The organism is Streptomyces sp. 3214.6 (genome assembly GCF_900129855.1).
Taxonomy (GTDB): Bacteria; Actinomycetota; Actinomycetes; order Streptomycetales; family Streptomycetaceae; genus Streptomyces; species Streptomyces soliscabiei.
Genome location: NZ_LT670819.1, coordinates 2,040,892 through 2,063,275 on the forward strand (window position 1 = coordinate 2,040,892; position 22,384 = coordinate 2,063,275).

At 71.4% G+C, this 22,384-nt stretch carries 21 protein-coding genes and 1 pseudogene; 5 read left to right on the forward strand and 17 right to left on the reverse strand.

The genetic code is table 11. The features are described 5' to 3' along the window. Nucleotides 1-106 precede the first annotated feature (106 nt). From B5557_RS09160 to B5557_RS09185, 6 genes are all read right to left on the reverse strand, one after another. Complete coding sequence (locus B5557_RS09160) at nt 107-949, reverse strand: nitrilase-related carbon-nitrogen hydrolase (RefSeq protein ID WP_079658651.1); 843 nt, start codon at nt 947-949, stop codon at nt 107-109. A 181-nt stretch (nt 950-1,130) separates the two neighbouring features. Beyond that, on the reverse strand, nt 1,131-2,714 hold the full coding sequence (locus tag B5557_RS09165; protein WP_079658652.1) for a PucR family transcriptional regulator: 1,584 nt from the start codon (nt 2,712-2,714) through the stop codon (nt 1,131-1,133). 29 nt (nt 2,715-2,743) lie between these two features. Next, nucleotides 2,744-4,027: an aspartate aminotransferase family protein gene (locus tag B5557_RS09170; RefSeq protein ID WP_079658653.1), complete on the reverse strand. Its 1,284-nt coding sequence runs from the start codon at nt 4,025-4,027 to the stop codon at nt 2,744-2,746. Then, nucleotides 4,024-4,866: a nitrilase-related carbon-nitrogen hydrolase gene (locus tag B5557_RS09175; RefSeq protein ID WP_079658654.1), complete on the reverse strand. Its 843-nt coding sequence runs from the start codon at nt 4,864-4,866 to the stop codon at nt 4,024-4,026. The genes B5557_RS09170 and B5557_RS09175 overlap by 4 nt, the downstream gene beginning before the upstream one ends. Nucleotides 4,867-5,053: 187 nt before the next feature. Continuing rightward, nucleotides 5,054-6,745 carry a hypothetical protein gene (locus tag B5557_RS09180; RefSeq protein WP_079658655.1) on the reverse strand — a complete coding sequence of 564 codons (1,692 nt, stop codon included), beginning with the start codon at nt 6,743-6,745 and terminating at the stop codon, nt 5,054-5,056. A 144-nt stretch (nt 6,746-6,889) separates the two neighbouring features. Further along, nucleotides 6,890-7,141, reverse strand: a complete 252-nt coding sequence (locus tag B5557_RS09185; protein ID WP_079658656.1) for a helix-turn-helix domain-containing protein — start codon at nt 7,139-7,141, stop codon at nt 6,890-6,892. A gap of 32 nt (nt 7,142-7,173) precedes the next feature. Here B5557_RS09185 and map point away from each other — a divergent pair, with 32 nt between their 5' ends. Further along, nucleotides 7,174-7,944 carry a type I methionyl aminopeptidase gene (gene map / locus B5557_RS09190; protein ID WP_079658657.1) on the forward strand — a complete coding sequence of 257 codons (771 nt, stop codon included), beginning with the start codon at nt 7,174-7,176 and terminating at the stop codon, nt 7,942-7,944. Between the two features lie 166 nt (nt 7,945-8,110). After that, entirely contained in the window at nt 8,111-10,660 is a 2,550-nt protein-coding gene (locus B5557_RS09195; protein ID WP_079658658.1) for an ATP-dependent Clp protease ATP-binding subunit, read from the forward strand. 12 nt (nt 10,661-10,672) lie between these two features. Here the strand turns inward: B5557_RS09195 and ggt are convergent, their stop codons facing one another. Continuing rightward, nucleotides 10,673-12,484 (reverse strand): gamma-glutamyltransferase, encoded by a 1,812-nt coding sequence (ggt, locus tag B5557_RS09200; RefSeq protein WP_079658659.1) that lies wholly within the window; start codon nt 12,482-12,484, stop codon nt 10,673-10,675. A 143-nt stretch (nt 12,485-12,627) separates the two neighbouring features. On the opposite strand from ggt, the gene B5557_RS09205 reads away from it, so the two are divergent. After that, complete coding sequence (locus tag B5557_RS09205; RefSeq protein ID WP_079658660.1) at nt 12,628-13,389, forward strand: hypothetical protein; 762 nt, start codon at nt 12,628-12,630, stop codon at nt 13,387-13,389. Between the two features lie 341 nt (nt 13,390-13,730). Here B5557_RS09205 and B5557_RS45890 read toward each other — a convergent pair. The 7 genes and pseudogenes from B5557_RS45890 to B5557_RS09240 form a co-directional block, all read right to left on the reverse strand. Beyond that, nucleotides 13,731-13,833: pseudogene (locus tag B5557_RS45890) on the reverse strand (amino acid ABC transporter ATP-binding protein); the annotation flags it as partial. Between the two features lie 114 nt (nt 13,834-13,947). Further along, a complete protein-coding gene (locus tag B5557_RS09215; RefSeq protein ID WP_079658662.1) occupies nt 13,948-14,367 on the reverse strand; it encodes a DUF6278 family protein in 420 nt (139 codons plus the stop codon). A gap of 61 nt (nt 14,368-14,428) precedes the next feature. Beyond that, on the reverse strand, nt 14,429-15,208 hold the full coding sequence (locus B5557_RS09220; RefSeq protein ID WP_079658663.1) for an exodeoxyribonuclease III: 780 nt from the start codon (nt 15,206-15,208) through the stop codon (nt 14,429-14,431). 30 nt (nt 15,209-15,238) lie between these two features. Continuing rightward, on the reverse strand, nt 15,239-15,886 hold the full coding sequence (locus B5557_RS09225; RefSeq protein WP_443031340.1) for an MBL fold metallo-hydrolase: 648 nt from the start codon (nt 15,884-15,886) through the stop codon (nt 15,239-15,241). Nucleotides 15,887-15,920: 34 nt separating this feature from the next. After that, nucleotides 15,921-17,231, reverse strand: a complete 1,311-nt coding sequence (gene pcaDC / locus B5557_RS09230; RefSeq protein ID WP_079658664.1) for a bifunctional 3-oxoadipate enol-lactonase/4-carboxymuconolactone decarboxylase PcaDC — start codon at nt 17,229-17,231, stop codon at nt 15,921-15,923. A 202-nt stretch (nt 17,232-17,433) separates the two neighbouring features. After that, nucleotides 17,434-18,546, reverse strand: a complete 1,113-nt coding sequence (locus B5557_RS09235; protein ID WP_079658665.1) for an FAD-dependent oxidoreductase — start codon at nt 18,544-18,546, stop codon at nt 17,434-17,436. After that, nucleotides 18,543-19,514 carry a Clp protease N-terminal domain-containing protein gene (locus tag B5557_RS09240; protein ID WP_079658666.1) on the reverse strand — a complete coding sequence of 324 codons (972 nt, stop codon included), beginning with the start codon at nt 19,512-19,514 and terminating at the stop codon, nt 18,543-18,545. The genes B5557_RS09235 and B5557_RS09240 overlap by 4 nt, the downstream gene beginning before the upstream one ends. Before the next feature lie 68 nt (nt 19,515-19,582). Between B5557_RS09240 and B5557_RS09245 the strand changes: the two genes are divergently transcribed. Continuing rightward, the gene (locus tag B5557_RS09245) at nt 19,583-19,942 is read left to right on the forward strand and encodes an excisionase (RefSeq protein ID WP_079658667.1); all 360 of its coding nucleotides are present in this window, start codon (nt 19,583-19,585) and stop codon (nt 19,940-19,942) included. A 21-nt stretch (nt 19,943-19,963) separates the two neighbouring features. On the opposite strand, the gene B5557_RS09250 is transcribed toward B5557_RS09245, so the two are convergent. The 3 genes from B5557_RS09250 to B5557_RS09260 all read right to left on the reverse strand — a co-directional run bounded on the left by B5557_RS09250 (nt 19,964) and on the right by B5557_RS09260 (nt 21,464). Further along, nucleotides 19,964-20,359: a DUF2267 domain-containing protein gene (locus B5557_RS09250; RefSeq protein ID WP_099937093.1), complete on the reverse strand. Its 396-nt coding sequence runs from the start codon at nt 20,357-20,359 to the stop codon at nt 19,964-19,966. A gap of 180 nt (nt 20,360-20,539) precedes the next feature. Beyond that, nucleotides 20,540-20,935, reverse strand: coding sequence for a DUF2267 domain-containing protein (locus tag B5557_RS09255; RefSeq protein WP_079664675.1), 396 nt, complete (start codon nt 20,933-20,935; stop codon nt 20,540-20,542). 94 nt (nt 20,936-21,029) lie between these two features. Then, the gene (locus B5557_RS09260; RefSeq protein WP_079658669.1) at nt 21,030-21,464 is read right to left on the reverse strand and encodes an Hsp20/alpha crystallin family protein; all 435 of its coding nucleotides are present in this window, start codon (nt 21,462-21,464) and stop codon (nt 21,030-21,032) included. Between the two features lie 130 nt (nt 21,465-21,594). On the opposite strand from B5557_RS09260, the gene B5557_RS09265 reads away from it, so the two are divergent. Next, nucleotides 21,595-22,284: a type III effector protein gene (locus B5557_RS09265; RefSeq protein WP_079658670.1), complete on the forward strand. Its 690-nt coding sequence runs from the start codon at nt 21,595-21,597 to the stop codon at nt 22,282-22,284. Nucleotides 22,285-22,384: the final 100 nt, after the last annotated feature.

The following is a 22,384-nucleotide window of genomic DNA, read 5'->3' on the forward strand; positions in this document are numbered from 1 at the left end:
CGTGCTCAACACTGGTGTGCGGGTCGGTCGGCGCCGCCGGTCGGGCCCCGTGCACCGGACCGGCGGCGAGCGCTGCGACTGCGGCCGAGCGGGCGGCCGCGGCCGGCTACGGAGCGGTGAGCGGCGGGTAGGCGTCGGGACGGCGGTCCCGGTAGAACTGCCAGCGGTCGCGCACCTCGCGCAGCTTGGCCATGTCGAGATCGCGGACGACGAGTTCGCTCTCCTTGTCGCTCGCCACCTCGCCGACGAACTGGGCCTCCGGGTCCACGAAGTACGAGGTCCCGTAGAAGTCGTTGTCGCCGAGTTCCTCGACGCCGACCCGGTTGATCGCGCCCACGAAGTACTCGTTGGCGACGGCCGCCGCCGGCTGCTCCAGCTGCCACAGGTAGGCGGACAGGCCCCGTGAGGTGGCCGAGGGGTTGAAGACGATCTCCGCGCCCGCCAGCCCCAGCGCGCGCCAGCCCTCCGGGAAGTGGCGGTCGTAGCAGATGTAGACGCCGATCTTTCCGACGGCCGTGTCGAACACCGGCCAGCCCACGTTCCCCGGGCGGAAGTAGAACTTCTCCCAGAAACCGTTTACCTGCGGGATGTGGTGCTTGCGGTACTTGCCGAGGTACGAGCCGTCCGCGTCGATCACGGCGGCGGTGTTGTAGAGGACCCCCGGCTGCTCCTCCTCGTACATCGGCAGCACCAGCACGATGCCGTGTTCCCGGGCGAGCGCCTGGAAACGCTCGACGATGGGGCCGTCGGGGATCTGCTCGGCGTACTCGTAGAACTGCGGGTCCTGGACCTGGCAGAAGTACGGTCCGTAGAACAGCTCCTGGAAACACAGGACCTGAGCACCCTGGGCGGCCGCGTCGCGCACCGCCTGCTCGTGGACCTGGATCATCGATTCCTTGTCGCCGGTCCAGGCCGTCTGGAAAATCGCGGCACGGATCACTCTGCTCATCGGGACCTCCGGTCGCTCGGTGTGCGAGGAGCCTAGAAAGGCCGGAAGACCCATTTGAGTTGCACCGTGTCACGTCTGCGGGCGTCCGGCGTGCCAGCGTGTCACGTCTTGGTCGCCCCATGTTTCACCGCCGTTTTCCCAGGTCGTTTCATGTTTCCGGGCGGTTGCCGCCGCCCGCGGGTCAGCCCTGTTGAGCGTCGTGCGCGAGAAGCGCGATGTGCACCGAGGCGGCCTGTTCGAAGTCGTCCAGGTCCACGCCCAGCCGGCCCTCTATCGCCTCCAGCCGCCGGTACAGCGCGGGCCGGGAGACATGATGGAGCTGGGCGGTGCGGGACTTGTTGCGGCCGGTGGCCAGATAGGTCCGCAGCACGGCGAGCAGGTCCTCGCCCGCCGCGCACAGCAGCCCGTCGAGCTCTCGCTCCGCGAAGGACTGCACATGCGGGTCGTCCCGCAGCAGCCGGACCAGGCCCCGCAGATGGACGTCCTTGAGGCGGACGACGGCCGGGAGGTCGAGGGCGGCCGAGGAGTCGGCCACGGCGTCGGCGACGTGCTGGGCCTCACGCAGTCCGGCGGGCACGTCCTCCCAGACGGTGCGCGGGTCGGCCGCCGCGACGACCCTGCGGGCCTGACCCGACTCCGTCCGCAGCCGGGCGGCGAAGTGCGCGGCGAGTGCGTCGGCGTCCTGGTCGCGGGCGAGGCTGAGCAGGACCGCCGTCGCCCCGTCCGCGAGTTCGGCGACCAGGCCCGGCATCCCCAACAACCGCAGTGTCCGGTCGAGTTCGGCCAGGTCCCCGTCGCGCACGACCAGCGGGACGAAGGTGCGCCGGTTGACGGGGAGTCCGGCCGCCCGGGCCCGGGGCAGCAGCTGCCGGGCCGGTACGACGCCGGAGATCAGGTCGGTGAGCAGGCTCTGCGCGGACTGCTCCTCCCAGGTGTGGGCGGAGGCGCCGCCGAGCATGCGGTGCAGGACGAGGGCCTCGGCGGCCCGGTCGGCGAGCAGCCGTCCGCCCGCGGTGTCGCCGCGGTGCCCGCAGAGCATGATCTGCCCCCACCGTTCGCCGCGTCCGCCGAGTTCGGCGCGGATCCAGCCGTCGCCCTCGTTGCCGCCGGCCTGCCGGGCGATGCGCTCCCAGTCCCGCAGCACGTCGTCGACCGCCGACCGCTCCCCCGCCGTCGCCAGCACCCGGTGGGCGAGGTTGGTGACGACGACGGGGCAGGCCGCGTGCTGGGCGATCTCGTCGAGCAGCAGTTGCAGCGGAGCCCCCGCGGTGATCAGTGCGGTGAGCGCGGTCCGTACGGCCTCCGACAGGCTGACGGCGGCAAACTTGCGCCGGACCAGCCGGGACTGGACCTCCTCCGTCAACTCGGCGAAGGGGAAGGGCCGATGGAGCACGATCATGGGCAGCCCGCACCGCTCGGCGGCCCGCCGCATCACGTCCGGCGGGGTGGGAAAGGCGCGGCCGAGGCCCAGCACCACGGCCGCGGCCTCCGCCCGGTGCAGGGACCGGATGTACTCGGTCTGCGCGCTCTCGTCGCCGGCCAGCAGCACGCCGGTGGTGAGGACCATCTCGCCGCCGCTGAGCATCACGCCCACGTCCGCCGCCTCGGCGACGTGCACCCAGCGCACCGGCCGGTCGAGCTGCGCAGCACCGGCGACCACCTCGGGCTCGCCGGCCAACACCCGTTCCAGGGCCAGGACCTGACGGATCGACAGGGCGGGTTCCAGAGGCTCTACGGGCCCCCAGGGCTCCAAGGTGATGGTCATGGCGATGTGTTCCCTTGCTCAGGCCGGCACTACTGCGTGGTCCTCAGCGCGTTTTCGAGGATCGCGGCGCCCTCCTCGGCCTCCGCCACGGTCAGGGACAGCGGCGGGGCGATGCGCAGGGCGCTGGTGTTGTGGCCGCCGCCCTTGCCCAGCAGCAGCCCGTCGGCGCGGGCCGCCTCCAGCACGGCGGACGCCCGGTCCGGGTCGGCCAGGCCGGTGCCGGGTCTGGTCAGTTCGACGCCGATCATCAGCCCGCGCCCGCGCACCTCCCGTACTCCGGGGTCCTGGGCGGCGACGGCGCGCAGCCGCTCGATGAGCAGCCCGCCGACCCGCCGGGCGTTGCCCTGGAGGTCGTGTTCCAGCAGGTAGCCGAGGTTGGCGAGGCCGGCCGCCATGGTGATTTGGGTGCCGCCGAACGTGGAGATGCTGTTGGCGTCCAGACAGTTCATGATCTCGGAGCGGGCGATGACACCGCCGATGGACATGCCGTTGCCGATGCCCTTGGCGAAGGTGACGATGTCCGGCGGACCGCTCTGCCCATGCGCCTGCCAGCCCCAGAAGTGCTCGCCGGTGCGTCCCCAGCCGGTCTGCACCTCGTCGGCGATCCACAGGATGCCGGATGCGTTCAGCACGTCACGGAATGCCGCGTACAGGCCGTCGGGCGGCGAGGTGAAGCCTCCGACGCCCTGGATGGGCTCGGCGATCAGGGCCGCGGGCGGGCGGGTGTGCCCGAGCAGGTCCTTCAGGTCCTCCACGCAGGCGTCGATGAACTCGGCGTCGTCGAGGTCGGCGAAGGGACCGCGGGTGCGCACCCCACCGTGCACGTACAGCGTCTGCAGGGGGGACAGCGAGGTCGGGGACCAGCCGCGGTTGCCGGTGATGCCGACCGCGCTGAAGGAACGGCCGTGGTAGCTGTTGCGCATCGCCAGGACGGTGTTGCTGCGCCGGTATGTGGTGGCGAGCAGCAGCGCCGTGTCGTTGGCCTCGGTGCCGGAGGTGGTGAAGAAGACCCGGGCGTCGGGGATGCCGCTGAGGTGGGCGATGCGCTCGGCGAGCTCGACCATGGGCCGGTTGAGGTAGAGCGTGGACGAATGGACGATCCGCCCGGCCTGCTCGCTCACCGCTTTCGTCACCTCGGGCAGCGCGTGCGCGGTCATCGTGGTGAGGATGCCGCCGAAGAAGTCGAGGTACTTGTTTCCGTCGGCGTCCCAGACGTGGCGGCCCTCACCGTGAGTGATCTCCAGCGGGTTGTCGTAGTAGAGGGCGAGCCAGTCCGGCAGGACGCTTCGATGGCGGGCGAGGAGGTCGCTCACGGCTGCACCAGTCCTTCGTAGGCGTCGGGTCGGCGGTCGCGGTAGAAGGCCCACTGCTGGCGGACCTGCTCGACCAGGTCGAAGTCGAGGTCGCGGACGAGGAGTTGCTCGTCCTTGTCGCTGGCGACCTCACCGACGAACTGCCCGCGCGGGTCGACGAAGTACGAGGTCCCGTAGAAGTCGTTGTCGCCGTACTCCTCGACGCCGACCCGGTTGATCGCGGCGACGAAGTACTCGTTGGCGACCGCGGCCGCCGGCTGCTCCAGCTGCCAGAGGTGGGCGGACAGACCGCGGTGGGTGGCCGACGGGTTGTAGACCAACTGCGCTCCCTTCAGGCCGAGTTGCCGCCAGCCCTCCGGGAAGTGACGGTCGTAGCAGATATAGACGCCGACCTTGCCGACGGCCGTGTCGAAGACGGGCCAGCCGATGTTGCCCGGCCTGAAGTAGTACTTCTCCCAGAAACCCTTCACCTGCGGAATGTGGTGTTTGCGGTACTTGCCGAGGTACGAGCCGTCCGCGTCGATCACGGCGGCGGTGTTGTAGTAGAAACCGGACTGCTCCACCTCGAAGACCGGCACCACGACCACCATGCCCGTCTCGCGCGCGAGGTCCTGCATACGACGCACGGTGGGCCCGTCGGGGACCGGCTCGGCCCAGCGGTAGTGCTCCGGCTCCTGGACCTGACAGAAGTAGGGAGCGTTGAACACCTCCTGGAACCCGATGATCTTCGCACCCTGCCGGGCCGCCTCGCGGGCGTGCTCCTCGTGTTTCGCCACCATGGACTCGGTGTCGCCGGTCCAGGTGGCCTGGACCAGAGCGGCACGTACGACGTTGGCCATGAGCTGCTCCTTCGACGGGACGGCAGAGCGTCTACGCGCGTGTACGCCGACCGTAGAGGGCGAAGGTCCCGCCGGGAAGGATGCCCGCCCACTCGATCGAGTGAACTGCATTGAATGCCCCGCAAGAAACAAGCGTGAGCCGATTTCTTTGCCTCGGTGTAAACCGGGCCGGCCGGGTGCGGCCCGGTCAGGCGGTGAAGCCCGCGACCCGCAGGGCGTGCACGAGGTCCCAGTGGCGCTCCTCCGAGACGCTGCGGGCCGCCTCCAGAAGGAGCGGGACGAGCGCCTGCGGATCCGGGGCCACGCTGCGGGCGGCCTCCTCGGGGGTACGGACACGGACGTAGGCGTCGACCAGCGCGCGGGCCTCCCGGCGCCTGCCCTCCGTGACCAGGCCGAGCACGGACTGCCCGATCTCGGCGGCCGGCCGGGCGACGCCCTGCCGCAGGATCTGCTCGCCGTCGGCCGTGCGCCCCACGGCGGCCAGGGCGTCGGCCGCCGCGACGAGCCGGTCGGCGGGCAGGGACGCGGCCTCCCAGAGCAGGGTGGTCCAGTCGGCGGTGAGTCCGGCGCGCTGCAGTTCGGCCGCGAGCAGCGGGATGCGGGCGGCCGGCCAGTAGGCGAGCTCGACGAGCAGGGCGTGCGCCTCGCCGCTGCGGCCGTCGCCGCGGAGCCGCACCAGCCGCTCCACCACCTCGACGGTCTCCCGCCGGGCCACCGCGTCCAGCGGCTCACGCTGCGGCTCGGACGGACGCTCGACCTTCTCGGCGGCCCCGGCGAAGCGGGCGCCGCGCGGGGTGCGGCGCGCGGGCGCGGCAGGCGCGGGCGCCACCGGCTCGGCGACGGGCGGTACGACGGGAACGCCGGCGTCCTCCTCCTCGGCGATCCCGGCGAAGCGGGCGCTGCCACGACGCCGCTTGCGCTGCTTGGGCACGGGCGCCGGTGCGGGAGCGGGGGTCTCCTCGGCGGGGGCCGTCGGAGCCCCGGCATCGTATGCGTCGACCGTGGTGCCCGCGGCGGACTCGGCACCGCGATACCCAGCCCGGGCGTCGTGCACGTCGACCGCAGCACCGGCCGCAGGCCCGGCGGCGCCGTGCCCGGACCGTGCGTCGTGCACGTCGACCGCAGCACCGGCCACGGGCTCCGCAGCCCGGTACCCGGCGCCGGCATCGTATGCATCGACCACAGCACCCGTCGCAGGCCCGCCGGCGCGGAACCCGGACCGGGGGTCGTACGCGGCGACCGCGGCACCCGGCGTTGATTCCGCGTCGGGATGCCTCGCACGGGCGGCGTATGTGTCGGTCGTGGGGGTGGTGGGGCGGGTGTTGGGGGTTGGATCGGTGGTGGTGGGGCCGGGGCGCGGGACGGAGGCCGGGAGGCGGTCCAACTCCGCCATCCGGTAACGGAGTTCGGCGCAGCGGGCGGTGGCTCGTTCGTGGTCGTCGTGGGCCCAGGCGAGGTCGAGGCGGATGGCCTCGGCCTGGTCGTGGGTGGCCGCCGAGGCAAGCCGGCGGCTCAGGTCGGCCAGCCGTTCCGCGGCGTAGCGCTGTTCGCGGAGCATGACGTCGAGCCGGTCCCCGAGGGCGTCGCGGCCGCCGGGCCGGGCGTCGTGGGCGGCGAGCGCGGCGGCGTGCAGGGGCCGTACCCGTTCCGCCTCCTGCACGGCGACCTCGGTGCCGTACTCGGCGGCGAGGTCCTGGAGCAGCGCCTCCACCACGTCCCAGGGCGGCACCTCACGTCCGTCGAGGCAGGCCTGCATGCCGTCGGGATCGCGCTGCCAGAACACCGCGCACCAGCCGGCGCCCTGATCCAGGCGCGCCAGCAGTGCACTCAGGTGGAGCGCGAACTCCCGCACCCCGCCCGGGAGTTGATGCACATCCATCGCTCGACTCCCGCCCCGGCCGGAACACTCCGGTTCGTAGAAAACACCAGTCGTGTTACAGCGGGGCTACGGCAAGTTTTCGAAGCGGACGCGACGGCGTCGTTTGCGCGATCTTGACCCCTGCCCGAGGACGGGCGCCGGGGGTCATACCGGGGCGAGCGCGCACAGCCCGGCCAGTTCGTCCATCGACAGGCCGAGCACCCGGGCGAGCGCGGCGACGGTGAAGAACGCCGGGGTGGGCGCGCGGCCGGTCTCGATCTTGCGGAGGGTCTCGGCGGAGATGCCCGCGCTCGCCGCGATCTCGGTCATGCTCCGGCCGCCGCGCGCCTCGCGCAGCAACCGCCCGAGCCGCTCGCCGCGTTCGCGCTCTTCCGGAGTGAGGGGGGTACGCACCATGCCGTCATTCTAATACCGGTATAGTAATTGGCATGGTGGAGCTGAAGACAGACACATCGATCGATGCCATGTACGAGGCGGGACAGGTCGTCGCACGGGCTCTTACGGCCGTGCGCAAGGCCGCCGACGTGGGCGTTTCCCTGCTGGAGCTGGACGAGCTGGCGCATGAGACGTTGCGGGAGGCGGGGGCGACGTCACCGTTCCTCGGCTACCGCCCGTCCTTCGCCCCGACGCCCTTCCCGGGGGTGATCTGCGCGTCCGTGAACGACGCGATCGTGCACGGCGTCCCCACCCGCTACCGGCTGCGCGACGGCGATCTGCTCTCCGTCGACTTCGGCGCCGAGCTGAACGGCTGGGTCGGCGACTCCGCGATCAGCTTCACCGTCGGACGGGCACGCCCGGCGGACGTCCGGCTGATCGAGACGGCCGAGCGTGCCCTCGCGGCGGGCATCGAGGCGGCGGTCGTCGGCAACCGCGTCGGCGACATCGCGCACGCGATCGGCACGGTCTGCCGGGCGGGGGGCTACGGCATCATGGACGACTTCGGCGGCCACGGCGTGGGCCGCCACATGCACGAGGACCCAGCGATCCCCAACGAGGGCCGCCCGCACCGCGGCCTCCCGCTGCGTCACGGCATGGTCATCGCGATCGAGCCGATGCTGATCGCCGGCGGCGGGGACGACTATCACGCGGCCCCGGACGGCTGGACGCTCCGAACGAACGACGGCTCAAGAGCGGCCCACACCGAACACACGGTGGCGATCACGGAGGCGGGCCCCAGAGTCCTGACCGAGAGGCTCTAGAGCAGCCGGCGGTCCACCGGGGGCGCGAGGCCGTGACGCACCCAGGACATGCCACGCAAAGGGGAACGTGCCATGGTGGTCTACGGGCCCTGCCCAACCACACAGGTGTAGCGCCGCACGGCGAGGGCACCCGCGTCCGAACGGTACCTCGATCGAACGGAACGCCATGACCAGCGGCTTCACCAGCCCGGAGGGCTACGGCGACCCCTTCGGTGAATTCCTGGCCCGCTTCTTCGGCGGGCCCCGCCCCGGCCCCCGCCAGATCAACATCGGCCAGCTCCTCAGCCAGCCGGCGAGGGACCTCGTGCGCGGCGCGGCCCAGTACGCCGCCGAGCACGGCAGCCGCGACCTGGACACCGAGCACCTGCTGCGCGCGGCCCTCTCCGCGGAGCCGACGCGCAGTCTGCTCAGCCGGGCGGGCGCCGACCCCGACTCCCTCGCGACGGAGATCGACGAGCGCTCGGGCCCGGTCCAGCACCCGCCGGGCGAGGTGCCGCCGCCCACCTCGCTGGCCCTGACCCCGGCCGCGAAGCGCGCCCTGCTGGACGCCCACGACCTGGCCCGTTCCCGCGGCGCGGGGCACATCGGCCCGGAGCACGTGCTCAGCGCCCTCGCCGCGAACCCGGACTCGGCGGCCGGGCACATCCTCAACGCGGCCCGCTTCGCCGCCGCCGGTCTGCCGCCCGAGCCCCCGGACGCCGCCCAGGCGACCCGCACCGCGGACCGGCAGCGGTCCACCGACACTCCCACGCTCGACAAGTACGGCCGTGATCTGACCGAGCTGGCCCGCGAGGGCCGGATCGACCCGGTGATCGGCCGGGACGACGAGATCGAACAGACCATCGAGGTGCTCTCGCGGCGCGGCAAGAACAACCCGGTGCTGATCGGCGACGCGGGAGTCGGCAAGACGGCCATCGTGGAGGGGCTGGCCCAGCGGATCGCGGAGGGCGACGTACCGGACACCCTCGTCGCCCGGCGGGTGGTGGCCCTGGACCTGACGGGCGTGGTCGCGGGAACGCGTTACCGCGGCGATTTCGAGGAGCGGCTGAACACCATCGTCGACGAGATCCGCGCGCACTCCGACCGGCTGATCGTCTTCATCGACGAACTGCACACGGTCGTCGGCGCGGGCGGAGGCGGCGAGGGCGGGTCGATGGACGCCGGAAACATCCTCAAGCCGGCCCTGGCCCGCGGCGAACTGCACATCGTGGGCGCGACGACACTGGAGGAGTTCCGACGGATCGAGAAGGACGCGGCGCTGGCCCGCCGTTTCCAGCCGATCCTCGTCCCGGAGCCGTCCGTCGCGGACGCGCTGGAGATCCTGCGCGGACTGCGCGACCGCTACGAGGCCCACCACCAGGTCCGCTACACCGACGAGGCGCTCGTCGCGGCCGTGGAGCTGTCCGACCGCTATCTCACCGACCGCAGGCTGCCCGACAAGGCGATCGACCTGATCGACCAGGCCGGCGCCCGGGTGCGCCTCGGCGCCCGCACGAAGGGCACGGACGTACGGGCCATGGAGCGCGAGGTCGAGCAGCTCGCCCGCGACAAGGACCAGGCGGCCGCGGACGAACAGTACGAGCAGGCCACCCAGCTACGGGACCGTATCGTCGAGTTGAAGCAGCGCATCGCGGACGCCAGCGGCGAGGACGCGGCCGACGAGGGATGTGATCTGAAGGTCACCGCGGAAGCCGTCGCCGAGGTGGTGTCCCGGCAGACCGGCATCCCGGTCGCCAGCCTCACCCAGGAGGAGAAGGACCGGCTGCTCGCCCTGGAGGAGCATCTGCACGAGCGGGTCGTCGGCCAGCAGGAGGCCGTACGGGTCGTCGCGGACGCGGTGCTGCGCTCACGCGCAGGGCTCGCGAGCCCGGACCGGCCGATCGGCAGCTTCCTCTTCCTCGGCCCGACCGGCGTCGGCAAGACGGAACTGGCCCGCGCGCTCGCCGAGGCGCTGTTCGGCAGCGAGGAGCGCATGGTCCGGCTCGACATGAGCGAGTACCAGGAGCGGCACACCGTGAGCCGTCTGGTGGGCGCCCCGCCCGGCTACGTCGGCCACGAGGAGGCCGGGCAGCTGACGGAGGTCGTCCGCCGTCACCCGTACTCGCTGCTTCTGCTCGACGAGGTGGAGAAGGCGCACCCGGACGTCTTCAACATCCTGCTGCAGGTCCTCGACGACGGTCGACTCACCGACTCCCAGGGCCGCACGGTGGACTTCACCAACACGGTGATCGTGATGACCAGCAACCTGGGCTCGGAGGCGATCAGCCGGCGCGGCGCCGGCATCGGCTTCGGGTCGGGCGGCACGGACGCCGACGAGGAGGCGCGGCGCGAGCAGATCCTGCGTCCGCTGCGCGAGCACTTCCGGCCGGAGTTCCTCAACCGGATCGACGAGATCGTCGTCTTCCGGCAGCTCACGAGTGAGCAACTGCGGCAGATCACCGACCTGTTGCTGGAGAAGACGCGTCGGCTGGTGCATGCCCAGGGCATCACGGTCGAGTTCGGCGGCGCGGCCGTCGACTGGCTCGCCGAGCGCGGCTACGAGCCCGAGTACGGTGCCCGGCCGTTGCGCCGCACCATCCAGCGCGAGGTCGACAACGAGCTCTCGCGGCTGTTGCTCGACGGGCGGGTCAAGGAGGGCGACCGGGTGCGGGTGGAGGTCGAGGACGGGCGGCTCGCGTTCCGCACGCCGCCGCCCGTCCCCACCGCCGAACTCTGAGAGCTCCTGCCGCTACGGCGCCGGGTGCACCACCTGCGCGGAGCCGCCGCCGCGCCGAACGGTCTCGGCGGCGGCCAGCCACTTGCCGTTCGGCAGCCGCTGCACGCCCGTCGCGGCACCGATCTCGGGGTTGAGCTTGAAGGAATGGCCAAGGGCCTCCAGCCGGGCCCGCAGGCTGTCCGGGCCGGCGTCGTTGTAGAGCGCGGGCTCCAACTCCGTCTGCGCGGCGTTGCGTTGGCTGGCGCGCGGGGCGGCGATCGCGTCGACGAGCGGCAGACGGCGGTCGAGGAACTCGGTGAGGGTCTGCAGCACGGTGGTGATGATGGTCGCGCCGCCGGGCGAACCCAGCGCCACCACCGGCTCGTTGTGCCGGTCCAGCACGATCGTGGGTGAGATCGACGACCGCGGCCGCTTGCCCGGGCCCGGCAGGTTCGGGTCGTGGACGGCCGGGTTGGCGGGTGCGAAGGAGAAGTCCGTCAGCTCGTTGTTGAGGATGAAGCCGCGGCCGGGGACGGTGATGGCGCTGCCGCCGGTCTGCTCGATGGTGAGCGTGTAGGAGACGACGTTGCCCCACTTGTCGGCGACGGTCAGGTGCGTGGTGTTCTCGCCCTCGTACGTCGTCGGCGCCGCCGTGCCAGCGGTGTTGCAGGCGGCCGGACGGCGCGGGTCGCCCGGTGCCACGGGGCTGGTGAGGACCGCGTCGTCCTTGATGAGGCAGGCGCGGGAGTCGGCGTACTTCTGCGACAGCAGTTGCTTCGTGGGCACGTCCTCGAAGGCGGGGTCGCCGACCCAGCGTCCCCGGTCGGCGAAGGCGATCCTGCTCGCCTCGATGAAGTGGTGCAGATACTGCACCTCGCTCGCCTTGGAAAGGTCCGTCCTCTCAAGGATGTTGAGGGCCTCGCCGACCGTTGTGCCGCCCGAGGACGAGGGGGCGATGGAGTAGACGCCCAGTCCGCGGTACGAAGTCCTCGTCGGTGCCTGGGGTTTGGCGCGGTAGGCCGCGAGATCCTTGGCGGTCAGGTCGCCGGGCCGGGCGTTCCAGCCCGAACCCGGGTCCACGGGAGGGTGGTTGACGGTGTCGACGATGTCCTTGCCGAGGCCGCCCCGGTAGATCGCGTCGACGCCCTTCCTGCCGAGCTCCTCGTAGGTCTTCGCGAGGTCGGGGTTCTTGAACGTGGAGCCCACGACGGGGAGCCCGCCGCCCGGCAGGAACAGCTTCGCCGTGTCGGGGAAGTAGCGGAAGCGGGTCTCGTTGGCGGCGGTCTGGCTGCGGAAGGTGTCGTCGACGGTGAAGCCGTCGCGGGCGATGCGCTCGGCGGGCTTCAGGACCGTGCCGAGCCGTTCGCTGCCCCACTTGCCCAGTGCCGTCGCCCAGGTGGCCGGCGTGCCCGGCGTGCCGACGCTGAGGCCGCTGCTGACGGCGTCCGCGAAGGCGAGCGGCTTGCCGTTCTCCAGGAAGAGACCGGAGTCCGCCGTCAGCGGCGCGGTCTCGCGGCCGTCGATGGTGTGCACCGTGCGGGACTTGGCGTCGTAGTAGACGAAGTAGCCGCCTCCGCCGATGCCGGAGGAGTAGGGCTCGGTGACGCCGAGGGCGGCGGCGGTGGCGACGGCCGCGTCGACGGCGTTGCCACCCTTCCTCAGCACCTCGATACCGGCCGCGGAGGCGTCCGCGTCGACGCTGGCCACGGCGCCGCCGTAGCCGACGGCGACGGGTACCTTCGCAACCCCCGTTCTCTGTGCGGCGGGTGGCGCTGCCGCCCCCACCGTGACCACGGCGGCCGAGACCGCCAGGACCGACAGTTTCCGCGCGACAGGGCGACGCATCCGTACCTCCAGTCCAGGACCGTCCGCGCAGCGTAACCACATTCACGGAGGCCTGACAGACTCCTTCCGGGCACTGTCATACGACTGCCACACCTCGAACACGGGTACGTACCGGTCATGCTCGCCCGCTACCATGCGCGCCCATGAACGACGACGTGCGCAACATCGTCCTGGGCGTGGTCGCCGCCGGCATCAGCGCCGCGTTCGGCTGGCTCGCCCGTACGTACCTGTGGCGGCGCCGACTGCGGCGCAAGCAGGCGTTCTTCGGGCTGCCGGAGAACTCGGAGACCTTGCTGGTCGTCAACCGCGACCCGGCGTCCTCCGAGCCCGCGGTGCACCGCTTCGACGTCTTCGCGCTGCTGGAGCTCTCCGCGCTGATCAAGGACTGCGGCGCCAACGTCCAGGTGGTCACCCAGGACACCGCCCAGCAGGGTTTCGGCGAGCGCACCGAGTTCTGCGTGGGCGGCCCCGCCTCCAACCGGCGCATGATGGCGCACATGGCGGCGATGCTGCCGGGCGTGCGCGTCAACGTCGATCCCGAACCGGGGCCGGACCGGGGGGCGTTCCAGATCGGACCCGATCGATACCGGCTGGAGGCGGGGATCACGGAGTATGTGCTGCTGGCCCGGCTCACCGCGGGCGGGCGGCGTGACATGCGGCCGGTGTTCCTCTTCTGCGGCCAGCGTGCGATCACCAACCAGGCCGCCACCCGCTATCTCGCCCGCAACCACGAGCGGCTGGCCCGCAAACACGGGAACAACTCGTTCGTGCTGTTGCTGAAGGTGGTCAACTCGCAGGCGTACGGCCCCGATGTGGTGGATCTGGTCGCCGACGTGAGCCGGGCGGCGCAGGCGCCGCTGCCGTCCCAGGAGGTGGCTTCGCGCAGCTCACATCGTGCGTCCTGAGTGCCTTCCGGCAAGCGGACAGAAACTCGCCGACATCGTTTACGTCGTGCTCAGTCACGACGTGCGGGGCTTCTGGCAGTAGTCGACCCGCTCCACATCGAGCACAACCCGTCCGGCGCGCGGCTGACCTTCTCCTCGCCGGCGAACGACCCGTCGTATGTGGCGGTTCCGCTGCGCGAGCAGTGATCTCCGGCCGCTGCCGGGGCGGGTGGGCTCGGTGGCTGCCGCCGGTCGGGATCAGTGCTTGAGGATCTTGGAGAGGAAGTCCTTGGCGCGGGCGACCGCCACGCTCCCCCAGCGCCTGAAGGGCCTGGGAGGTACCTGGCCCAGCGAGATGTTGACGCGCGGCACAGTGTCGACTTCCCCGATCCCGAAGGGCGGGACATGCAGCTCCCCGAAGTACTTGTTGACGTCACGCAGCTCGATCAACGGATCGACGGCCATGCGCAGCCCTACTCACTCTCAGCTGTGTCGTGATTGCCGCAAACTATCCACATAAGGCTGGAGTTAAGACACGACACGCACTTTTCGGTCATTAGCCGTATTTAATCCATAAAGTCAGTTCTCTGACACCTCTGCGTACAGCTGGGACAGTTCGGGAGTGCCGCTCGCGGCCCACTCGTGTCCTGCGGTGACCACGTCGACCTCCCGGCCGGACTCCAGCCTGACGACCGGCTCGCCGCCGGGCCGGATCGCCCAGGCGGCGCCCGGCACGGTCCGCACCACGACGGTGCCCAGGTAGAGCCCGGCGTCATGGCCGAACCACGACAGGCCGTCCTCGTCGTCGCGCCAGCGCGGCGGAAGCTGGTCCAGGGCCTCCAACGAGGCGGCGGTGTCGTCGAGTCCGATCCCCTCCCGGGCCGCGTGGGATCGCAACAGCTCGCATTCGGAGAGGAGTTCGGCGATCCCCTCGGGGTCCTCGGCCAGCACCGACGCACGGTACTTCTTGCTCCTGTTGCCCAGGAAAGGGATGTTCATAAGCTCAGCGTGACACCGGCACCGGGGTGTGCACCACAGGCGCGCTGGCCCTCCCCGGGACCTACACGTCGAGGTCGACGACGACCGGCGCGTGGTCCGAGGCGCCCTTGCCCTTGCGTTCCTCGCGGTCGACATAGGCGTCCTTGACGGCCTTGGCGAACGGCTCGTTGCCGTACACGAGGTCGATGCGCATGCCGCGGTTCTTGGGGAAGCAGAGCTGGCGGTAGTCCCAGTACGTGAAGGGGTGCTCGTACTTCAGGGGGCGCGGGACGACGTCCGACAGGCCGGCCTCGCGCAGGGCGGCCAGGGCGGCGCGCTCGGCCGGGGTGACATGGGTGAGTCCCTCGAACGCGGCCACGTCGTAGACATCGTCATCGGTCGGCGCCACGTTGTAGTCGCCCATCACCGCGAAGGGCCGGCCGCCCGCCGCGTCGCCCGCGACGGCCGCCTTGAGGGCCTCGAACCACTGAAGCTTGTAGGCGTAGTGCGGGTGGTCGACCTCGCGGCCGTTCGGCACGTACACCGACCAGACGCGGACCGGGCCGCAGGTCGCCGAGATGGCGCGGGGCTCCGGCGCGCCGTCGTAGCCGGGGTCGCCGGGCAGGCCCTTGACGACGTCCGCGAGGCCGACGCGGGAGATCACCGCCACGCCGTTCCACCGGCCCGTGGCATGGACGGCCGCCTCGTAGCCCCGCTCGCGCAGCTGGTCGAGCGGGAACTGCTCCTCGGCGACCTTGGCCTCCTGGAGGCAGAGCACGTCGGTGCCGCTGCTCTCCAGCCAGGCCAGGAGCCTCGGCAGGCGGGCGGTGATCGAGTTGACGTTCCAGGTCGCGATGCGCATGTCTCACAACCTACCCGGCAGGTCCGACACTCACAGGAGTGCGGTCTCCCCGGGCGTCAGCCGCAGGTGCCGCGAGCCGCCGAGGGAGCCGATCTGGTTGTCGTAGATCGGGCGGGCGAGGTCGGTGAGGAGGGCGTCGTGGATGTCGTAGGCCCGCTGTGGCTTCACCTCACGGACGTAGTCGATGACCTCGGAGATCTTGCTCCAGGGGGCCATCACCGGGAGCATCAGCGTCTCGACGGCGCAGTCGGGGACGGTGAGGGCGTCGCCGGGGTGGAAGACGCGGCCGTCGTCGATGAGGTAGCCGACGTTGGTGATGCGCGGGATGTCGGGGTGGATGACGGCGTGCAGCTCGCCGTGGACCTGGACGTCGAAGGCCGCGGCGGTGAACGTGTCGCCGTGGCCGACGGTGTGGACGCGGCCGGGGAAGGCCGCGGAGATCTTCTCGGCGACCGACTTCAGGGTCCAGATCTCGGCCGCCGGGTTGGCGTCCATGGCCGTGCGCAGCCGGCCTTCGTGGAAGTGGTCGGGGTGCTCGTGCGTGACCAGGATGGCGTCCGCGCCGACCGCCGCGTCCTCCTCGCCGAACCCGCCGGGGTCGAGGACGAGCGTGCGCCCGTCCTTCTCCAGGCGCACGCACGCGTGGAACTTCTTCGTGAGCAACAGATCCGTCGTCATGGCGTCCATCCTGCCTCGGCGCCGACGGCGGGGCTCACTCGGTGGGGGTGGTCTCCTCGCGGATGACCTGCTGCGCCACCTTGAACGCGCTGTTCGCCGCCGGTACGCCGCAGTAGACGGCCGCCTGGAGCAGCACTTCCTTGATCTCGTCCGGGGTGAGGCCGTTGCGCAGGGCGGCACGGGTGTGGAAGGCGAGCTCCTCCAGATGGCCGCCGGCGACCAGCGCGGTGAGCGTGACGCAGGAGCGGGAGCGCCGGTCGAGGCCGGGGCGGTCCCAGATCTCGCCCCAGGCGTAGCGGGTGAGGAACTCCTGGAAGTCCCCGGAGAACTCGTCGGCCTGCGACAGCGCCCGGTCGACGTGGGCGTCGCCGAGGACCTCCCGGCGCACCTTCAGCCCGGCGTCGTACGGATCGGGGCGGCCCATGACCTGTGGCGGCTCGACGACGGGGGCGGCCGCGATCTCCGCGATGGCCACGGGCTGCGGGGGCTGCTGGGGCGCGGTCAGGACGGCTCTGACGGGGACGCCCGGGATGGCCGTCTGCCCGGTGCCGGAGTCGTAGGCGGGCTGCCAGGCGGTGGAGAAGTGGCGGACGAGCAACTCGGTGACGGCGGCGGGCTGCTCGACGGGGACCAGGTGCGAGGCGCCGGGGACGACGGCCAGGCGGGCGTCGGGGATGCCGGCGACCAGGGTGCGTGCCTCGGCGGGGCCGGTGACCTGGTCGTCCGAGCCGACGAGGACGAGCGTCGGCACGCCGACGCGACCGATCTCGGCCCGTACGTCGAACGCGGCGAGGGCCTCGCAGGCCGCGATGTAGCAGCCGGGGTCGGTGGTGCGCACCATCTGCACCGCCCACTCGGTGATCGCGGGCTGCGCGGCCGCGAAGCCGCTGGTGAACCAGCGGTCGGGCGAGGTGCGGGCGATGGGGTCGAGGCCGTTCGTGCGCACTATCACGCCGCGCTGGCGGAACTCGTCGGCCGTGCCGAACCGCGGGGAGGCCGCGATCAGCGCCAGCGAGGCGACGCGCTCCGGGTGCCGCAGGGCCAGTTCCACGCCGACCGCGCCGCCGAACGCACAGCCCGCGTAGCCGAAGCGCTGCACCCCGAGCGCGTCGAGCGTGGCGAGGAGGCGGTCGGCGAGGTCGGAGACCGAGCCCGCCGGGTAGGCGGGGGCGCCGCCGTGCCCCGGCAGGTCGAACCGGAACACCCGCCACTGCTGGGCCAGTTCGGGAACCTGGCGGTCCCACATGTGCCATGTGGTACCCAGTGAGGGACCAAGGATCAGGACCGGCGCCTCTTCTGGCCCGTCAAAGCGGTATTGCAGGGTGTTCGGTGAAGTCTCGCTCACCCGTCCGCTCCTCTCATCTCTCACGGGATTCACATGGCCGGTCCGACCCTAACGGCTCTTGTCCCTCTCCTTACGACAGGTCCGGTGCTGCCGGAAGCCCCGGCTCGGCGTGACTCACCTGCAAGCCTTCCGGAATCTCCCCAATCAGGGGCTTGAACACCACAAGGTGAACGTTTTCTTGCCGGTCTTCACGTTCATGCGTTCAGCCGGGTCGGAAGAATGCGAGCATTTTCCTGGCGGCGTCCGGCGACCGCAGCAATTCCTGCAAGTCCGCGGACATCCGGGCGGCAGCGCTGGTGCGTTCGAACATCTCGCGTTCGTATTCCTTGACGGCGGCGGGAAAGTCGTCCGGGTGCGCGGCCAGCGCGAGCCCGAGCAGGGCACCGTCGAGCAGCGCCATATTGGCGCCCTCTCCCACCGGCGGCATCAGGTGCGCGGCATCGCCGAGCAGCGTGACGTCCGGCGTCGACGGCCAGGTCAGGCCGAGCGGGAGCGTGGTGATCGACCGCGGCACGACCATGTCGTCGCAGGCCTCGATCAGCGCGGTGAACCGCGGGTCCCAGCCGGGGAGCAGGTCGATCAGCCGTGCCCGGGCGGCGGCCGGGTCGTCGAACGGGATCCCGCTGGTGGCGAACCAGTCCTCGGCGGTGTTGTAGAAGCTGACACCGATGCGAACGCGGCCGTCGCCGTTGCGCTGCGCCGCCAGGGATATTCCGCCGCCGAGCACCCAATAGGTGCCGCGCCCGACCATCTCCGCGAGGTCGGGGTGCGTCCGGTCGATGTCGGGAATGCCGATCTCGACGACGTTGTGGCCGGTGTGCGCCGGGCGGGCGTCGGTGAGCAGCGCGCGGACCCGGGACCGCGCGCCGTCCGCGCCGACCAGCAGGTCATACGGCGCACTGCTGCCGTCGGCGAAGCGCAGCAGGCCGTTGTCGGCGGATCTGAACGCGTGTCCCCAGCGCACCATGTCCTCGGGGAGGGAGTCCAGCAGCAGGTCGCGAAGATCGGCGCGGTCGACCTCGGGTCGGTCGAGCGGTGCGTCGGGGGGTGTGTCCTCCTGGAGCAGCAGGGTGCCGTCCGGCTCCAGGAGACGCATGTCCTGGCCTTCACCACGGGCGATCGCGTAGAACTGCTCGATCAGACCGGCCTCGCGCAGTGCCCGCTGGCCGGAGTGGATGTCGAGCATGCCGCCCTGACCGCGCGCACCGCGCGACGCCTCCCGTTCGTGGACGACGGCGTCGATGCCGTTCACGTGCAGCACCCGGGCAAGAACCAGGCCGCCCAGGCCGGCTCCGACGATGGCAATCGGGTTCACCGGCGGAGCCGGGGTGCGAGGACCGTGCGCACGACCTTGGCCACCTTGCTCGCGGCGGATCCGTCGTCGCCTTCGGGTTCCGGTTGGAGCATGCCCTGGAGCTGCAGCAGCAGTTGGTTGGCCGACCGCCAGAGCGGGACGAACATGCCGGCGACCGGCCCGACGCCCTGGATCGGGCCGCCGCACAGCTCGGTGACCTCCTTGGCGATCGTGACCGTGGTCGGGTCCCGGAGGATCAGATGCACCTCGTCGTCGACGAGCCGGATTTCCATCTTGCGCGCGGCGGCTTCCTCCGGGTTCGCGTCCGTGGTGGTCTCCGGGTCCAGTTCGTCGATCTTGGCGGCGACCGCGTCCGGATCGACCCCGAGTTCGCGCAGCACCCGGGCCGCCATGCTGTTCTCCGCCCGCAGCATCGCCTCGAGGAGGTGATGGCTGCCGAGCGGTGCGCCACCGGCCAGCGCGCGGGCGGCGGACACGGTGTCCTCGGTGGCGGGCGTGCCGGCCGGCCATGGGCCGGGCGCGACGTCCTGCGGTCCCTCCATCGATGCCAGCACCGCGGTACGGATCTTGCTGATCGGATTGATCCGCTCGGCGAGCACCTTCGCGCCGACGCCCTCACCCTCCCTGACCAGGGCGAGCAGGATGTGTTCGGTACCGACGTCGTGGTGGTGCAGCTGCTGCGCCTCGCGCAGGGCGAGTTCCAGCGTCTTCGTCGCGCGCGACTCGAACGGGATATGGCCGCTCAGCTGCCGCGTGCCGGGCGGGACCAGCGCGGCGACATCGGCCTGCGCCGCCTCCTTGTCGTACCCGAGTCGGTGCAGAACCTTCGCCGCCGTGCTGTCCGGCACGTCGAGCAGCCCCAGCAGGAGGTGCTCGGTGCCGATGTGGAGGTGCTTGAGCAGCCTCGCCTGCTCCTGGGCCGCGACGACGGCCTGGCGGGCTTTCGCCGTGAACCTTTCAAATGTCATGCTTCCATGGTCCCAACCCTGTCAATACACTGTCATTGACAGGGTCACCGTGCTGAAAGGAGGGTGTGATGGAGACACCGTCGGACTGGGAGGACCGGCTCGCGCGCTGGCGGAACGAGCTGGAGTTGTTCGAGCAGTTGGACGAGAGCCCGTGGGTCACGCTGGCGAAGGCGGAGGCCGAGACCGGCGTTTCCCGCTCGGCCCTGCGGTCCTGGTATCGCAACGGCGAGATCCGGTCTCGGCTGGTGGACGGCCCGAACGGCCCGCAGCGTCTGGTCCGGTTGGACGCGGTGATCGAGCGGGCCGCCACGTCACCGCGCATCCAGCGCAGGGCGGAACGAGAAGTGAGCCTGGAAGCCCAGGTCACCCTGCTACGACACCGGGTCGACCAGCTTGAGCTGCGGCTGGCGGCGTTGGAGCGACGGTGACCGTGTTCGCCGTACTGTGCGTCAGGCCGCCCGGGTGAGCTCGGCTCGGCCGAACAGCAGGGCGTAGCCGGAGGGGAGTTGGGCGAGGATGCGGTCGAGGAGTTCCTCGCCGGCGAGGTGGGCCACGATACGCAGGACGGTACCGGTGTCCCAGCGGGTGGTGGCCGGTGTCCCGCCGGTGCGGGTCGCCAGGTCCTTGACGAAGCCCCAGCCGGTGAGGGCGTCGGTGGCGGGGATCTGGGAGGAGAAGATGACGGCGGCCTCGTGCGGCAGCCGGGCGGCGAGCTCCACGCGCTCATCGCCGGTGAGCGTGCGCCCGAAGGCGGCCAGCACGGCGCGCACGACTTGCTCGGCCTGGGCACGGGTGGCATAGGCGCCTTCGTAGCGCACTTGTTCCAGCATCTGCTCGAACGTCATGCCCGTGGTGGACCGGCACGGCTGCTGCTGGGGAATCATCGCTGACGGGGTTGCCCTTCTCGTGTGAGGTGGTGGCGGCACCGGTGGTGGCGGCACCGGTGGCGAGGCCCTCGCCGGCCACCGGTGTCGCCCGGGGTCAGGAAGAAAGCGGGTGTGGCCGGCTGTGGGCCGGCCGTGGGGTCAGACGGGCTGGGGGTGGCCGAACAGCAGGTCGTAGCCCGCCGGGAGCTGGAGCAGGATGCTGCGGGTGAGTTCGTCGCCCGCCGCGTCCGCGGCCACGCTGAGCACGGCGCTCACGTCCCAGGCCGCGGTCTGTTCCGTGGCTCCGTCGATCCAGGCCGCGGTGGCCCGTACGAAGCGCTCGGGGGACAGCGGCTCGCGCGCCTGGAGCGGATTGAGCAGGACGAGGGCCAGATTCTCCGGCAGTCGGGCGGCCAGTTCCGCCCGCACTTCGCCCACCAGGTGTGCGCCCAGCAGCGCCAGTACCGTGCGGGCCGCCCGCTCGGCCTCCTCGGTGGTCTCGTATTCGCCGCGTTCCTTGACCTGGTCAAGGAACGTTTCCCATCGCATCACCATCGCTGCTCCCATGCCTGTGTGCTGCGGCGAGCGGAGGACGGCGCCGGCCACGGGGCGGCGCCGGCCCCGTCCTCCGGTGCGGCCGGGAGGGGATTCAGCCGCTGATCTCCCTGCGCTCGGATCCGCCGCCGATGGCGACCTTGCGTGGCTTGGCGCGCTCGGCGATCGGGATACGCAGGGTCAGCACACCCGCGTCGTAGTCCGCCTTGATGTGCTCGGTGTCCAGGGTGTCGGCCAGCACGACCTGGCGGGAGAAGACGCCCAGAGGCCGCTCCGACAGCTCCATCTGCACGTCGTCCGCCTTGGCGACGGGCCGCCGCTCCGCCTTGACGGTCAGCATGTTCCGCTCGACGTCGATGTCGATCGCGTCCGCGGAGACGCCGGGCAGGTCGAGGGCGATCACATACTCCTCGCCCTCGCGGTAGGCGTCCATCGGCATCGGCGACGGCCGCGACCAGGTCCCGGTCGTGCCGAGGAGCTGCTGGGTGAGCCGGTCGAGCTCGCGGAAGGGGTCGGTGCGCATCAACATCGTCAAACACCTCCAGCGTTCAGGTCAGGCACTGCTGCCAATGCGTTCACCTGCCATCGTTGTAACATGTCATCCAAGCGATGACAAGTCGACAGTCGTCGAGATGATGACAGAGCCCGCTGGAGGCCCGATGACCAGGGATGATCAGCCCACCCGCCGCGGCGGCGGTCTCACACCGGCGTCCTTCCTCGCCGCCGCGGCGGCGCTGAACACGATCCACGAGGCCCTGCACACCGCCCGGACCACACCGGCAGGCACCGGCAGCACCCTCGCCGGGTCCGACCGGAGCAACTCCGAGCAGGCACTCGCCGCGCTCCTGCTGCTGCGCGAAGCGCGCGAGCAGCTCGCCGAGTGGGAACCGGGCCTGATCGAAACCGCGCGGGAGGCGGGCGCCAGCTGGGCCGACCTGGCCCAGCCCCTCGGCGTCTCCAGCCGCCAGGCCGCCGAACGCCGCTACCTGCGCGTACGACCCGGAACGCCGGGGTCCACGGGCGAGCAGCGGGTGCGGGCCACCCGCGACCACCGCGCCGCGGACCGCACCGTCACCGCCTGGGCCCGCGCCAACGGCGGCACCCTGCGTCAGCTCGCCGGCCAGATCACGGCGCTCACCGGCCTCCCGGCCGCCGCCGACATCCCGCTGGCCGAACTCACCGCCGCCCTCGCCGACAACGACCCGGCCGCCCTCGTCGCCCCCCTGACGGACACGCACCCCTACCTGGCTTCCGCCCACCCCGACCTCGCCACGCGCGTCGACGACCTCACCCGCCACACCGACCGGCTCCGCCGGCACAGCGGAGACCAGCGCCGGAACAGAACCTGAAACGGGCAGGTCACCGCCTCCGTGGGTGGCGGCAGGGACAGGAGGCGTCACCTCGCCGCCGGCCGGGAACCGAAGGGGTCGCGCCGCGGTTCAGGCCCGG